Origin of the sequence: Pseudomonas sp. 008, assembly GCF_016861935.1 — a bacterium.
Lineage (GTDB): Bacteria > Pseudomonadota > Gammaproteobacteria > Pseudomonadales > Pseudomonadaceae > Aquipseudomonas.
Genome location: NZ_BOMA01000008.1, coordinates 181,437 through 196,376 on the forward strand (window position 1 = coordinate 181,437; position 14,940 = coordinate 196,376).

At 56.8% G+C, this 14,940-nt stretch carries 14 protein-coding genes and 1 pseudogene; 7 read left to right on the top strand and 8 right to left on the bottom strand.

Features of this window, described 5'->3' with window-relative positions; all coding sequences use genetic code 11:
- Positions 1-241: 241 nt before the first annotated feature.
- The 3 genes from JUI81_RS18105 to JUI81_RS18115 all read left to right on the top strand — a co-directional run bounded on the left by JUI81_RS18105 (position 242) and on the right by JUI81_RS18115 (position 3,121).
- Entirely contained in the window at positions 242-910 is a 669-nt protein-coding gene (locus JUI81_RS18105) for a polysaccharide lyase family 7 protein (RefSeq protein WP_204124773.1), read from the top strand.
- A 553-nt stretch (positions 911-1,463) separates the two neighbouring features.
- Positions 1,464-1,826: a DUF6124 family protein gene (locus JUI81_RS18110; protein ID WP_018928756.1), complete on the top strand. Its 363-nt coding sequence runs from the start codon at positions 1,464-1,466 to the stop codon at positions 1,824-1,826.
- Positions 1,827-2,422: 596 nt separating this feature from the next.
- On the top strand, positions 2,423-3,121 hold the full coding sequence (locus tag JUI81_RS18115) for a transposase (protein WP_204124774.1): 699 nt from the start codon (positions 2,423-2,425) through the stop codon (positions 3,119-3,121).
- A gap of 259 nt (positions 3,122-3,380) precedes the next feature.
- Here JUI81_RS18115 and JUI81_RS18120 read toward each other — a convergent pair whose 3' ends face one another.
- On the bottom strand, positions 3,381-3,692 hold the full coding sequence (locus tag JUI81_RS18120) for a hypothetical protein (RefSeq protein WP_204124775.1): 312 nt from the start codon (positions 3,690-3,692) through the stop codon (positions 3,381-3,383).
- A 293-nt stretch (positions 3,693-3,985) separates the two neighbouring features.
- Positions 3,986-4,393, bottom strand: a pseudogene (locus JUI81_RS18125) (class II fructose-bisphosphate aldolase); the annotation flags it as partial.
- A gap of 110 nt (positions 4,394-4,503) precedes the next feature.
- Here JUI81_RS18125 and JUI81_RS18130 point away from each other — a divergent pair.
- Positions 4,504-4,755: a helix-turn-helix domain-containing protein gene (locus JUI81_RS18130; RefSeq protein ID WP_064620880.1), complete on the top strand. Its 252-nt coding sequence runs from the start codon at positions 4,504-4,506 to the stop codon at positions 4,753-4,755.
- On the top strand, positions 4,752-5,951 hold the full coding sequence (locus JUI81_RS18135) for a type II toxin-antitoxin system HipA family toxin (protein WP_204124776.1): 1,200 nt from the start codon (positions 4,752-4,754) through the stop codon (positions 5,949-5,951). Before JUI81_RS18130 ends, JUI81_RS18135 begins: the two co-directional genes overlap by 4 nt.
- Positions 5,952-6,030: 79 nt before the next feature.
- Here the strand turns inward: JUI81_RS18135 and fba are convergent, their stop codons facing one another.
- The 6 genes from fba to tkt all read right to left on the bottom strand — a co-directional run bounded on the left by fba (position 6,031) and on the right by tkt (position 12,443).
- The gene (gene fba, locus JUI81_RS18140) at positions 6,031-7,095 is read right to left on the bottom strand and encodes a class II fructose-bisphosphate aldolase (RefSeq protein ID WP_018928755.1); all 1,065 of its coding nucleotides are present in this window, start codon (positions 7,093-7,095) and stop codon (positions 6,031-6,033) included.
- A 306-nt stretch (positions 7,096-7,401) separates the two neighbouring features.
- On the bottom strand, positions 7,402-7,734 hold the full coding sequence (locus JUI81_RS18145; RefSeq protein ID WP_018928754.1) for an MliC family protein: 333 nt from the start codon (positions 7,732-7,734) through the stop codon (positions 7,402-7,404).
- Positions 7,735-7,790: 56 nt separating this feature from the next.
- Positions 7,791-8,012, bottom strand: coding sequence for a hypothetical protein (locus JUI81_RS18150; protein WP_019580652.1), 222 nt, complete (start codon positions 8,010-8,012; stop codon positions 7,791-7,793).
- A 34-nt stretch (positions 8,013-8,046) separates the two neighbouring features.
- Positions 8,047-9,210, bottom strand: a complete 1,164-nt coding sequence (locus tag JUI81_RS18155; protein ID WP_007937921.1) for a phosphoglycerate kinase — start codon at positions 9,208-9,210, stop codon at positions 8,047-8,049.
- 17 nt (positions 9,211-9,227) lie between these two features.
- Positions 9,228-10,295, bottom strand: a complete 1,068-nt coding sequence (epd, locus tag JUI81_RS18160; RefSeq protein WP_018928752.1) for an erythrose-4-phosphate dehydrogenase — start codon at positions 10,293-10,295, stop codon at positions 9,228-9,230.
- A gap of 150 nt (positions 10,296-10,445) precedes the next feature.
- Entirely contained in the window at positions 10,446-12,443 is a 1,998-nt protein-coding gene (gene tkt, locus JUI81_RS18165) for a transketolase (RefSeq protein ID WP_018928751.1), read from the bottom strand.
- Between the two features lie 273 nt (positions 12,444-12,716).
- Between tkt and JUI81_RS18170 the strand changes: the two genes are divergently transcribed.
- Positions 12,717-13,712 (top strand): metalloregulator ArsR/SmtB family transcription factor, encoded by a 996-nt coding sequence (locus tag JUI81_RS18170; protein WP_019580651.1) that lies wholly within the window; start codon positions 12,717-12,719, stop codon positions 13,710-13,712.
- A gap of 18 nt (positions 13,713-13,730) precedes the next feature.
- Positions 13,731-14,921, top strand: coding sequence for a methionine adenosyltransferase (gene metK / locus JUI81_RS18175; protein ID WP_028939060.1), 1,191 nt, complete (start codon positions 13,731-13,733; stop codon positions 14,919-14,921).
- The last annotated feature ends 19 nt before the right edge of the window (positions 14,922-14,940 follow it).

Genomic DNA, 14,940 nt, shown 5'->3' on the forward strand with positions numbered 1-14,940 from the left:
CCCTTAAAGCAGAAGCTGTCAGTGAGCCAGCATTTAGACAAAGCTTCAGAAGCCGACTAACGGTAAGTCCTAGAGCCCCCGGAAACCGGGAACGATGGCATTTCGACAGGATGTTGACGTCAACCAATTGCCAAACGGGCATTAACAAAGATCTCTTGTACGCTTATAAAGACCCCCCCGAAGACGCGGGCTAGAGCTTCTGGCACGCACGTGCAGTAAAAAAAATGTGGAAGCTTGAATTATGATCGATCTCGCAACCTGGAACCTCAGCGTTCCCGTCGGCAGCCCGCCGTACACCGTCGAAACCACCAAGCTGGTGGACGGCTTCAAGGATCAGTACTTCCACTCCGACACCGGCACCTTGTTTTTCTGGGCCCCGGTCACCGGCACCCGCACTGAAAACGCGGTCTACCCTCGCACCGAACTGCGCGAAACCTACAGCAACGGCACGCTGAAAAACTGGTATTACCCCGACGCGGACAATTCCCTGCGTGCGACCCTCGCGATCAATAAGGTGCCCAGCTCGGGCAAGATCGTTATTGGCCAGATCCATGCCTACAACAGCCAGAAGCCGATGGTGAAGGTCGAGTATCAATACAAGACCTCCAGCGCGACCGGCAACATCGTCGCCAAAGTCCGCATGCACCCCGACGACGACACTCCCCGGGTCATCACCATCGCCACCGGCGTGAAGCTCGATCAGGAATTCTCCTACTTCATCCACCTCAGCCCCGGCGGTGCGTTGGGCATCAGCGCGGCGGGCTACCAGTGGGACACCGACATCAGCGCAATGTGGCGTGACAAGCCGCTGTACTTCAAGGCCGGGGCTTATGTGCAAGACAACACCGGGTACACCACTGAAGGCGGGGAAGTGACGTTCAGCCATCTGGATATCGATCACAATACGTAATCCCAGGACCACTCGGACAGCAGAACAATCCGGGCATCCACAGAACCCGCAGGAATCCACCCATTGTGGCGAGGGGCTTGCCCCCGTTGGGCTGCGATAGCAGCCCCAAACCCTGCCACCCCATTCCCGCTGGTGCACCGCGCCTCCCAGTTTACGGCGGCTACGCCGCCGAACGGGGGCAAGCCCCCTCGCCACAGCCCCACTTAAACGCCAACGTTTAAAGACACTCAGCGTTACTTCATGAGGCCTACAACGGCTTGCGTCGCTGCCTACAGGTACGCCAGAATCCGCCGGCTCGTGCGTCTGGGAGGCCATCGGTAACTTGATTCGTGTCACTGATTCGCAGTGATCGGGTTTAGTAGCCCGTGGTTTCGAACTTGGTGCACAAGCATCTGTCAGTCAGGGATTTCGATTCCTGCACTTGATGGTAACTGTGCGCAGGGCACCTTCGGGTGCGCCGGCTTGCTCGAAACCCCGGTCTACTAACCTGCGTACAGTTGCCTCCACTTTGATTAGTAGCCAGAGAGGGGCACTCCAATCAGGTTTCGAGCAAATGACTAAATCAACGCCGCATCCGCCGGTCACAGACCCGGCCTCCCCCTACGAATCCCCCGATTCAAAAAAATTCCACGAAGCCGCCGAGCGCGCCCTCGACCATTACCTCAACCCCGCCGCCCAAATCATGGCCACCACCCACGAACCCGAGCCCATGTACCTCGCCAACCCGAAGTACAACACCGAAGCCCTGCTGGCCAACACCAGCGAAACACTCGGCTCGGCCACCCTCATGCTCAACAACTTCGCGGCGCTGCTGGAAACCTCACATCGCAAGACCCTGCTGGGCATTGCGCAAGTGGTCATGCTCGGCGAACTGGCGGTGAACCAGGCGCTGGATCACGTCGAACCGAAGGAGTAATCGCGGCTCGGCTGGAGCTAGGCGAGCAGACTTACTTCCAATCGGCATAGGGGACGGCCCTCACAGACCGTTCCCCTGCCACACCAACCGGCACCGGGCGGTTCAAGAGATTGAGGTTAGACGATTAAGTAAATCCGATTAAATAAATCTGCCCCCTTTAATAATAATTCAGCCAATGAAAACCCGCATTTCTGCAGGTTTTTATTACGTGCTTACTTTTATTCTTTCGGAAGCGTGAAAGGTGCAGGCCCTTTAGAATTTTGGATATTTCCCGGCTTCTGTTGTGGCGTAACCGGGACTGGGATAGTAACCGGCACTGGGCCTTTCGCTTTCGGCTTTACATTCTTGATACTCATGATTCCGTACTCCATTACAGTGTGGATTTTTATTTTGAGACAATCGACATTGGATGCCTACTGTCAGATCTGATAGTCATTTAGACATATTAGCGATAACGACTAGCGCGCCTCACACATCATGCGACTGTATTTATCAACTATCCGCATCAAAAGGGGACCATCAAAAGGGGACAGATTTATTTAATCGATGCTCTACTGCTATGCTGCACCGATCACTACAAGGACGTAGGAAGCTATATGCCCAGAATGGGACGCGTTATTTTACCCAATTATCCGCATCATGTCGTGCAACGAGGCCACAACAGGCAGGTTGTGTTCGCCGAGCCGAATGACTTCCAGCGTTACCTCGAAGATCTGCGAGAGCTCAAAGCGCTATACAACGTCAAAGTCTATACCTTCTGCTTGATGACCAATCATGTCCATCTATTACTCGCACCAGGAGACTCCGTCGCGAGTCTCGGACAACTGATGAAAGGCCTGGCAGGACGCATGACGCGCTATCGCAACAAGCTGGAGGGGCGCTCCGGTACCTTGTGGGAGAGTCGATACAAATCCAGCGTGGTTCAAACCGACACCTATTTGCTGGCTTGTAGTCGATACATCGAGCTAAATCCGGTGCGAGCGCAAATGGTTCAGCATGCACAGGATTACCCTTGGTCGAGCTTGCACCTGCGTCTCAACGAAACGGAAGAAAATCATTGGCTGGATGAAGACCTTTGCTTCAACGAGCTCGGTGAAACCCATACCGAGCGCCTTGCTCGCTACACCTCCTTTATGGAGCAGACGATTCCGTCTACAGAGTTGCAGCTGATCAGAGGCGCCCTTCAGCGTGGACAATTGACGGGGAATCATCGATTCACAGATGAGATTGAAAAAATCACGGGATTGCGAACATCGCATCGAGCGCGAGGCAGGCCTGCGAAACAACTCGAATAGAGTAACAGGGGGACGACCAAGTAGATTCGATTAAATAGATCTGTCCCCTTTGGCCCTTCAGGATATTGCTGATGTGTTTGGAGTGATTGAGCAGCGGGGGTTTGAAACGCCTAAATAGCAGTAAGAAGCAGACAATAAAATCCCGCATCACTGCGGGATTTTATTTAAAGCCAAATTGCCACTTTCATACTATTCGCCAAGAAGGGACAATTAAATAGATATGCCCCTCTCATCCAAATTTTACTTCAAGCTTGATCTACTAAATCAATCCAAGCGGAAAAGCGTGACTGAATAGCTGACCAGTTTCATCAGTGAAATTCCTTGTTCCATTTAGGGCTGCGTAGTCGGGAGTCACAAGCGTCCAACTTTCTGTTTTTCCGTCTATCGCACCATTTAAAAAAATGCTCGTGTAGTTACCACCAATTGTCTGCTTTCCAGTAAGAATACCGGACTTACCATTAATAATAGCAGTTGCAACAAGCGCCCCCGTGTAATTATCAGCGGTAGTGAATGTTATATAAAAATGCGCTGAAGCCGATGCACTATGATAGGTTTTATTAAGTAAGCTCATGATACATTCCTTTGCAGCGAGGTTTAGATGGATAAATGACAAGAACCATATACTCTTTTCATTTTATTTTTATTTCGATGCCTCACTGAAAATCTTAGAATCATTCAGCCACTTAGTAACCTGTAAAAACTAACAGTTTCTTATAGCAAAACAGAATAACAATCTAGAAAATCCGACAAGCTGAAAGATAAAGGCTTTTAATTCCCCTAATTCCAACCACGCCGTTTACCTTGATCAAATTTTTGATACAAAAAAAACCGCATCGCTGCGGTTTTTTTATTAACGCTAAAAACTCAGTTAACCTTAGCGTTCAACTCGCCTTTCAGGTAACGCTGGAACATCGCTTCCAACGAAATCGGCTTGATCTTCGAAGCATTACCGGCAATACCAAACTGCTCATAACGCGCGATACACACATCACGCATCGCCGTCACAGTCGCGCCAAAGAACTTACGCGGATCAAACTCGCTCGGGTTGGTGGCCATCAGGCGACGCATCGCGCCAGTGGACGCCAAACGCAGGTCGGTGTCGATGTTGACCTTGCGCACGCCGTGCTTGATGCCTTCGACGATTTCTTCAACCGGTACGCCGTAGGTTTCTTTGATGTCGCCGCCGTACTGGTTGATGATCGCCAGCCACTCTTGCGGAACCGAAGACGAACCGTGCATTACCAGGTGTGTGTTCGGGATGCGTTGGTGGGTTCTTGACGCTCTACGATCCCTGTGTCGCCGATGGCCATGGACTTAAATACGACGTAGATAAAATGTTGCGTATACGCTACATTTAGCTATAAATGTTACGGAAGCGGAACATGGATTATTTTCTGTTGATCAGCCGTCTTGGCAACCAAATACGCGAAAAACGTATAAATCGCGGTCTGACGCAAGCACAGCTTGCCGACCTCGCGGGGCTGACACGATACAAAGTCATCGCAGTAGAGAAAGGTACTCTGTCTGTCGGCATGATCGCCTATGCGCGCGTCCTTGGCGCTCTGGATTGTGAGCTTGCTGTCGTTCCAGCTGCTATGCCGACCCTTGAAGAGCTTGGGGATTTATTCGAATGAAGATGTCCTCTCTCAAAGTCAGCACGCCCGAGGGACGTAGCGGCAGGCTTTTCAGCGATGCCGAAGACTTCACATTCCGTTATCACGAAGATGCATCGCCAGAAATGGCTATCAGCTTGTCGATGCCAGTAAGGCATGACGAGTTTCGTCGGCGCGAACTCCATCCTGTTTTTCAGATGAATCTGCCGGAAGGCTATGTATTGGAGCAACTGCGCAATCGATTGGCCAAGACCGTGAATGTCGATCCAATGCTTTTGCTGGCGCTTTCCGGCAGCACTTCGCCCATTGGCAGGGTGCAAGTGCGGTCTGAAACGGTTGACGCCTTGCTGGAGGAGCAACAATTTCCGGGGGAGAAACTCGAAGAGATTCTGACTTGGGACGGCACGGAAGATATATTCGCCGACATTCTTGATCGCTACATCCTGCGTGCCGGCATTTCCGGCGTTCAACCCAAAGTGTTGGTACCGGAACGCCTGGAAACCGGATTGCCACGGGTGACATCGAAAACCTCGGACCTGATTATCAAAAGTGGCCGAGACGAATTTCCCGGTCTGGCAATCAACGAGTTCCTTTGCATGTCCATTGCGAAGGAGGCCGGTATTCCCGTTCCGCCGTTTTACCTTTCCGACAATGCCAAGCTGTTTGTCATGCGTCGCTTTGATCGCGACGACCAGCTCAACCCAATTGGATTTGAAGACATGGCGGTGTTGATGGGGCTATCGGCTAACCAGAAGTACAGCAAAAGCTATGCGGCAATCGCCAAGGCTATTCGCGTGTTCTGCCCGACTAAACATTTACGCACCTCCCTTGATCAGCTCTTCGATAGCGTTGCCCTGAGCTGTATTGTCGGGAATGGCGACGCTCATTTGAAAAACTTCGGATTGCTCTATTCCGATCCTACGCAACGCGATGCACGCCTGGCGCCGGCCTACGACATCGTTAACACCACGGCCTATATTCCGGAAGATGTTTTGGCTTTGGATCTGGCGGGCAACAAGTCAATGTTTGCCTCGCGGCAAGGACTGCTTGAGTTTGCGCACACCTGTGAGATCGAGCGACCTCAGGAGCGCATTCAGCAATTGCTTGCCTCGGTTGAAACAGTACTTGAACGCTATCCTGAGTATCGGGAACAGGCGCCTCATGTGGTCAGTGCCATTGAGCAAGCGACAGCGCCGTTTTCTATGACTTTTGGGTAGTTATTGCGCGCAAAAATCCCCACCCAGAAAAAACCCGCCTCTCGGCGGGCTCTTCACAACACGGGTCAAATTCTAAGGTTTAGTTAACCTTAGCGTTCAACTCGCCTTTCAGGTAACGCTGGAACATCGCTTCCAACGAAATCGGCTTGATCTTCGAAGCATTACCGGCAGTACCAAACTGCTCATAACGCGCAATACATACATCACGCATCGCAGTCACAGTCGCGCCGAAGAATTTACGCGGGTCGAACTCGCTCGGGTTGGTGGCCATCAGGCGACGCATCGCACCGGTGGACGCCAAACGCAGGTCGGTGTCGATGTTGACCTTGCGCACGCCGTGCTTGATGCCTTCGACGATTTCTTCAACCGGTACGCCGTAGGTTTCTTTGATGTCGCCGCCGTACTGGTTGATGATCGCCAGCCACTCTTGCGGAACCGAAGACGAACCGTGCATCACCAGGTGGGTGTTCGGGATGCGCTTGTGGATTTCCTTGATGCGGTCGATGGCCAGCACGTCGCCGGTAGGTGGCTTGGTGAACTTGTAGGCGCCGTGGCTGGTGCCGATGGCGATGGCCAGGGCGTCGACCTGAGTCTTCTTGACGAAGTCCGCGGCTTCTTCCGGGTCGGTCAGCATTTGGCTGTGATCCAGAACGCCTTCGGCGCCGATGCCGTCTTCTTCACCGGCCATGCCGGTTTCCAGCGAACCCAGGCAGCCCAGCTCGCCTTCCACCGATACGCCGCAGGCGTGAGCCATGGCCACGGTTTGTTGGGTAACGCGAACGTTGTACTCGTAGTCGGTCGGAGTTTTGCCGTCTTCGCCCAGGGAGCCGTCCATCATGACCGAGCTGAAGCCCAGTTGAATGGAGCGCTGGCAGACGTCAGGGCTGGTGCCGTGGTCCTGGTGCATGCACACCGGGATGTGCGGGAATTCTTCGATGGCCGCCAGGATCAGGTGACGCAGGAACGGGGCGCCTGCGTATTTGCGAGCACCGGCCGAAGCCTGGACGATCACCGGGGAGTCAGTCTTGTCAGCGGCTTCCATGATGGCGCGCATCTGCTCAAGGTTGTTGACGTTGAAGGCTGGAACGCCGTAGCCGAACTCGGCTGCGTGGTCCAGCATCTGGCGCATGCTGATAAGTGCCATTGTGTGTGTCTCTCCCGGTTGAGGGTCGTTAATCGTGCCAGCCTGCCGTAGCGGCGGCGGCTATTCAAGTTATTGCAGATCGGGGGTTGGCCCGGGCTGCGAATTCGGTACAACAAAACTCTTGTATCGCTGAAGCCTTGTGGCGAGGGGGCTTGCCCCCGTTCGGCTGCGCAGCAGTCGCAAATCGGACGACGTGGTCTAACTGAAGCACTGCATCCGCTGGCTTCGGGAGTGCTTCGCACTCCAACGGGGGCAAGCCCCCTCGCCACAAAAGCCCGCACCCACATTAGATCCGTGGCGTGTCAATTACTGCGCTTTACAACCGCGGCCGATCAAATCATTGGTGGCAACCCAGTACACCAGGCCTTCCTCACCTTTTACGTGAAACGCCAGCATGTCGTTGCTGTACAGCGAGCCTTCGGCGCCCGGCTCAAGCTTCAGGCGGTAGACCTGATCGGCGCCGCCCAAACGGACATCGACTGCCTTGCGGCTCACGTCAGTGTAGCGCCAGAGCACTTTGGCCTGACTGTCGCAGGTCCAGGTGGTCCAGTTGTCCGTTGATTGGGCAGGCTTGAACAGGTCGAAATTCGAACAACCTGCCAGCAATACCAGCGCCGAAACGGCGATAAAACCTTTCATCCATGTTCCTCGACTGACGGCGCATGCCGCCAGCCCTGAGTAAAGAGTCAGACCCGTCAAGGGCAGCCATGTTCCTTGGCCGGAGTCTGTGTCTCGTATTTGTCCAGGCCATCGGGCCCGGACCGCTTGTTGATCACCGGGTTGGTTTCCGCTTGCCAGTCAGCCTGGTAGCAGCCTTTATCCGACGCGGATGGCGCGGGCTCCGGCGTGGCTTTCGGGTTACTCCCGCAAGCCGCCAGCATACCCGCGGCGATCAACAGCATTAATGTCCTGACCATCTGAACACTCCTTTGCCTGGTCAAATGAGCGGCCTCAGGCCTTGGCCCGGCTTTCCAGGACTTCAACGGCCGGCAGCACTTTGCCTTCGACGAATTCGAGGAAAGCACCGCCGCCGGTAGAAATGTAGGAGATTTGCTCGGCAACGCCATATTTATCGATGGCCGCCAGAGTGTCGCCACCGCCGGCAATGGAGAACGCCGAGCTTTCCGCGATGGCCTGGGCCAGCACTTTGGTGCCGTTACCGAACTGGTCGAATTCGAACACGCCCACCGGGCCGTTCCACAGGATGGTCTTGGACGACTTCAGCAGCTCGGCGAAATTCGCCGCGGTCTGTGGGCCGATGTCCAGGATCATGTCGTCTGCAGCCACGTCGGCGATCAGTTTGACAGTCGCGGTCGCACTTTCAGCGAATTCCTTGGCGACCACCACGTCCACTGGCAATGGCACGCTGACTTTCGCCGCGATTTCACGAGCGGTGTCCAGCAGGTCCGGCTCGTACAGCGATTTGCCAACCGGGTGACCGGCAGCGGCCAGGAAGGTGTTGGCGATGCCGCCACCAACGATCAGCTGGTTGCAGATCTGGCTCAGGCTGTTGAGTACGTCGAGTTTGGTCGACACTTTAGAGCCCGCAACAATGGCAGCCATTGGCTGGGCCGGGGAGCCCAGGGCCTTGCCCAGTGCGTCCAGTTCGGCGGCGAGCAACGGGCCAGCAGCGGCGACTTTGGCGAATTTGGCCACGCCATGGGTCGAGCCCTCGGCGCGGTGAGCAGTGCCGAAAGCGTCCATCACGAACACGTCGCACAGAGCGGCGTATTGTTTGGCCAGTTCGTCGGCGTTCTTTTTCTCGCCCTTGTTGAAGCGCACGTTTTCGAACAACACGATGTCGCCGGCTTTCACGTCGACGCCGCCCAGGTAATCGGACACCAGCGGCACTTCACGGCCCAGGGCCTTGCTCAGGTAGTCAGCCACTGGCTTGAGGCTGTTCTCGGCGGAGAATTCGCCTTCGGTCGGACGGCCAAGGTGCGAGCAGACCATCACTGCCGCGCCTTTTTCCAGGGCCAGCTTGATGGTCGGCAGCGAAGCCAGGATACGCGCATCGCTGGTGACAACACCGTCCTTGACTGGGACGTTGAGGTCTTCGCGGATCAGTACGCGCTTACCTTGCAGATCGAGGTCGGTCATCTTCAACACGGTCATGGGTCGCAATTCCTGGGTTACTGTTTTTGAAAGACAGATTGTGGAGTAGTAGCGGCTTGCAAATAGTGCTCTGCAACGTCCAGCATTCGATTGGCAAAACCCCATTCGTTGTCGAACCAGGCCAGGATGTTCACCAGCCGTGGGCCGGAAACGCGTGTCTGACTGGCATCGACGATGGCCGAATGTGGGTCATGATTAAAATCACAACTGGCGTGAGGCAACTCGGTGTAGGCCAGAAGGCCTTTGAGCGGGCCATGGGTGGCGGCCTCGCGCAGAATCCGGTTGACCTCGGTGGCGTCGGTATCGCTCACGGTCTGCATCGTAATATCGAGGCAAGACACGTTAACCGTCGGCACCCGCACGGCTTTGGCCTGAATTCGCCCGGCAAGTTCCGGCAGCAGGCGCTCAATGCCTCGCGCCAGACCAGTGGACACCGGAATCACCGACTGGAACGCCGAACGGGTGCGGCGCAGGTCTTCGTGGTGATAGGCGTCGATCACCGGCTGATCGTTCATCGCCGAGTGGATGGTGGTGATCGACACGTATTCCAGACCAATGGCCTGATCCAGCAGGCGCAACAGCGGCACGCCGCAGTTGGTGGTGCAAGACGCGTTGGACACCAGCAGCTCGTCGCCGGTCAGGCAATCCTGGTTCACGCCGTAGACGATGGTGGCGTCGACATCCGCCTCGCTGGCCATCGGCTGGGAAAACAGCACCCGTGGCGCACCGGCGTCGAGAAAACGCTGGCCATCCTGACGGGTGTGATAAGCGCCGGAGCACTCCAGCACCAGATCGACGCCCAACGACGCCCAATCGATGCCTTCGGGGGTGGCACTGCGCAGGACCTTCACGCAGTCGCCCTTAATATGCAGACAATCGCCCTCAACCCTCACTTCACCGGGAAACCGCCCGTGAGTGGAGTCGAAGCGTGTCAGGTATTCGATGCTGGCCATGTCGGCCAGATCGTTGATCGCGACAATTTCAAACCCGGCTTTCTCGCCTCGCTCAAACAACGCACGCAAAACGCAACGACCAATTCGGCCGTAGCCGTTGAGTGCAACTTTGTAAGGACGCGGTTGAGGCATGGGGTTCTCGATTACCGTGGTGAATCCGTCAGTGCAGCATTGACTGGCCCGACGCCTTCGCGAGCAAGCCCGCTCCCACAGGAGAGTGCGATCTCCAGTGGGAGCGGGCTTGCTCGCGAAAGCGGCAGTCCAGACGACACATTTTCTGGATCAGTCTTCCAGCAGCTCTTCAGCCTGACCCAGGATGTTTTCCAGGGTGAAGCCGAACTCTTCGAACAAGGCCGGCGCAGGCGCCGACTCGCCGTAGGTGGTCATGCCGATCACGCGACCTTCCAGGCCCACGTACTTGTACCAGTAGTCCGCGTGGGCGGCTTCGATGGCGATACGCGCGCTGACCTGCAACGGCAGAACCGATTGCTTGTAGCCGGCGTCCTGGGCTTCGAAGACGCTGGTGCACGGCATCGATACCACACGGACCTTACGGCCTTGCTCGGTCAGTTTGTCGAAGGCTTGAACGGCCAGGCCGACTTCCGAACCGGTGGCGATCAGGATCAGCTCAGGCTCGCCTGCGCAGTCCTTCAACACGTAACCGCCACGGGCGATCTCTTCGATCTGGATCGCATTGCGGGTTTGGTGCTGCAGGTTCTGACGGGAGAAGATCAGCGCCGAAGGACCGTCGTCACGCTCCAGGGCGAACTTCCAGGCCACCGCCGATTCAACGGCATCGGCCGGACGCCAGGTGTCGAGGTTCGGTGTGCAGCGCAGGCTGGCCAGTTGCTCGATCGGCTGGTGCGTCGGACCGTCTTCGCCCAGACCGATGGAGTCGTGGGTGAACACGTAGACAATGCGTTTCTTCATCAGCGCCGACATGCGTACCGCGTTGCGGGCGTATTCCATGAACATCAGGAAGGTCGCGCCGTAAGGCACCAGGCCGCCGTGCAGAGCCACGCCGTTCATGATCGCGCTCATGCCGAACTCGCGAACGCCGTAGTACATGTAGTTGCCGCTGGCGTCTTCGGCGGTGACGCCTTTGCAACCTTTCCACAGGGTCAGGTTGGAACCGGCCAGGTCAGCCGAACCGCCGAGCAGTTCCGGCAGCAGCGGGCCGAAGGCGTTCAGGGCGTTCTGGCTGGCTTTACGGCTGGCGATGGATTCGCCTTTGGCCGCGACTTCAGCGATGTAGGCCTGGGCCTTCTCGGCGAAATCGGTCGGCAGATCACCGCTCAGGCGACGAACCAGTTCATTGGCCAGCTCAGGGAAGGCGGCGGAGTACGCAGCGAAACGCTGATCCCACTCGGCTTCGGCAGCGCGACCGGCTTCCTTGGCGTCCCACTCGGCATAGATATCAGCCGGGATTTCGAACGGGCCGTAGTTCCACTTCAGCGCTTCACGGGTCAGAGCGATTTCCGCGTCACCCAACGGGGCGCCGTGGCAATCTTCCTTGCCTTGCTTGTTCGGCGAACCGAAGCCGATGGTGGTCTTGCAGCAGATCAGCGTCGGTTGTGCGCTTTTGCGCGCGGTTTCGATCGCGATCTTGATTTCTTCCGGATCGTGACCGTCGACATTGCGGATCACTTGCCAGTTGTAGGATTCGAAACGCTTCGGCGTGTCGTCGGTGAACCAGCCTTCGACTTCACCGTCGATGGAGATGCCGTTGTCATCGTAGAAGGCGATCAGTTTGCCCAGGCCCAGCGTACCGGCCAGGGAACTGACTTCGTGGGAAATGCCTTCCATCATGCAGCCATCACCCAGGAATACGTAGGTGTGGTGATCGACGACGTTATGGCCAGGACGGTTGAACTGCGCCGCCAGGACTTTTTCCGCCAGGGCGAAACCGACTGCGTTGGCCAGGCCTTGGCCCAGTGGACCGGTGGTGGTTTCAACGCCCGGGGTGTAGCCGTATTCCGGGTGACCCGGGGTGCGGCTGTGCAGTTGGCGGAAGTTTTTCAGGTCATCGATTGACAAGTCGTAGCCGGTCAGGTGCAGCAACGAGTAGATCAACATCGAGCCGTGACCGTTGGACAGCACGAAGCGGTCACGGTCGGCGAACGATGGATTGCTCGGGTTGTGCTTCAGGTAGTCACGCCAAAGTACTTCGGCGATATCCGCCATACCCATAGGGGCACCGGGATGGCCGCTGTTGGCTTTTTGCACGGCATCCATGCTGAGGGCACGAATGGCGTTGGCGCGCTCACGACGGCTGGGCATCGCTGATCTCCTGCGGATATTGAATCGAGAGTGAATAAAACGAAACGGAAAAAAGGCGAGCATTTTCCCTCACCGACCCGCCTTGGGGCAATGAGAGATAGTCATCCGAAGGCGTTTTTCCAATGGATAACGGCGTATTCGACTGATGAAACCTTTCCGCTGTTGGTTTGTGGACTGAAACTAACGTTAAGAAGTGCCATCTATCGACCAATATCAAAACTTTTTGATATTGCTCTTGCGGTGTTTTCTGACCGTCACTAGACTGCTGGCCTTATGAATCTGCGCGTGCCTTCCATTCAACATGACGATTGCGATGAGCTGGCGGCCCTGTGCAAGGCCGGCGGCGATCCTCTGCGGCTGAATGTATTGCGCGCGCTGGCCAACGATTCGTTCGGCGTACTGGAACTGGCGCAGATCTTCGGCATCGGTCAGTCCGGCATGAGTCATCACCTCAAGGTATTGGCCCAGGCCGACCTGGTGGCGACCCGCCGTGAAGGCAATGCGATTTTCTACCGTCGTGCCCTGCCCCACACCGATCTGCTGGGCGGCAAGCTGCATGCCGCGCTGCTCGAAGAAGTGGACAACCTGACCCTGCCGACTGACGTCCAGGCGCGGATCGGTCAGGTCCACGGGCAACGTGAGGCGGCCAGCCAGGACTTTTTCTCACGGGTCGCGGAGAAGTTTCGCGCCCAGCAAGACTTGATCGCCGGCCTGCCGCAATACCGCGAAAGCGTGGTGGCCCTGCTCGACAAACTGAGCTTCGGCCCCGGCGCCACGGCCATCGAAGTAGGTCCCGGCGATGGCGCTTTTCTGCCGGAGCTGGCGCGTCGCTTCACTCAGGTCACGGCGCTGGACAACAGCCCGGCAATGCTCGAACTGGCCCGTCAGGTCTGCGAACGTGAAACGCTGGCTAACGTCAGCCTGCAATTGGCCGATGCACTGAACGGTGTAAGCCTTCAGGCCGACTGCGTTGTACTGAACATGGTGCTACACCATTTTGCCGCACCGGCCGAAGCGCTCAAGCACATGGCCGGCTTGCTGCAACCAGGCGGTAGCCTGTTAGTGACAGAGTTATGTAGCCACAACCAGAGTTGGGCCAGGGAGGCCTGCGGTGATCTCTGGTTGGGGTTTGAACAGGACGATCTGGCCCGTTGGGCCACCGCTGCGGGACTCGTTCCCGGGGAAAGCCTCTATGTAGGCTTACGTAATGGTTTCCAGATACAGGTCCGCCATTTTCAGCGACCGGCTGGCGACACTCACCATCGGTAAATTCAGGAAAAAATCGAGATGAGCGAATACTCCCTCTTCACCTCCGAGTCCGTGTCTGAAGGGCATCCGGACAAAATCGCCGACCAGATTTCCGATGCGGTGCTGGACGCCATCATTGCCGAAGACAAGTTCGCCCGCGTGGCGTGCGAGACTCTGGTGAAAACCGGCGTGGCAATCATCGCAGGTGAAGTCACCACGTCGGCCTGGGTCGATCTGGAAGACATCGTCCGTAACGTGATTCTCGACATCGGCTACAACAGCTCCAATGTCGGCTTCGACGGCGCGACCTGCGGCGTGATGAACATCATCGGCAAGCAGTCCCCCGACATCAACCAGGGTGTTGACCGTGCCAAGCCTGAAGACCAGGGCGCCGGCGACCAGGGCCTGATGTTCGGCTATGCCAGCAACGAAACCGACGTGCTGATGCCAGCACCGATCACCTTCTCGCACCAACTGGTTCAGCGCCAGGCCGAAGCCCGCAAGTCCGGCCTGCTGCCTTGGCTGCGCCCGGATGCCAAGTCGCAAGTGACCTGCCGCTACGAAAACGGCAAGGTTGTCGGTATCGACGCCGTTGTACTGTCGACCCAGCACAACCCGGAAGTGTCCTACAAAGACCTGCGCGAAGGCGTGATGGAGCTGATCGTCAAGCACGTGCTGCCTGCCGAACTGCTGTCCAAGGACACCCAGTTCCACATCAACCCGACTGGCCAGTTCATCATCGGTGGCCCGGTGGGCGACTGCGGCCTGACCGGTCGCAAGATCATCGTTGACAGCTACGGCGGGATGGCCCGTCACGGCGGCGGCGCGTTCTCCGGTAAAGATCCATCGAAGGTTGACCGTTCGGCTGCCTACGCCGGTCGTTATGTGGCCAAGAACATCGTCGCTGCCGGCCTGGCCGAGCGTTGCGAGATTCAGGTTTCCTACGCAATCGGCGTCGCTCAACCGACTTCGATTTCGTTGAACACCTTCGGCACCGGCAAGATCAGCGATGACAAGATCGTCAAACTGGTCCGCGAAGTGTTCGACCTGCGTCCATACGCGATCACCACCATGCTCGACCTGCTGCACCCGATGTACCAGGACACCGCTGCGTACGGCCACTTCGGTCGCACCCCGGAAACCAAAACCGTGGGCGACGATACGTTCACCACGTTCACCTGGGAAAAAACCGACCGCGCCGACGCTCTGCGTGTCGCGGCCGGCCTGTAAGACCTCCCCGGTTGTCAAA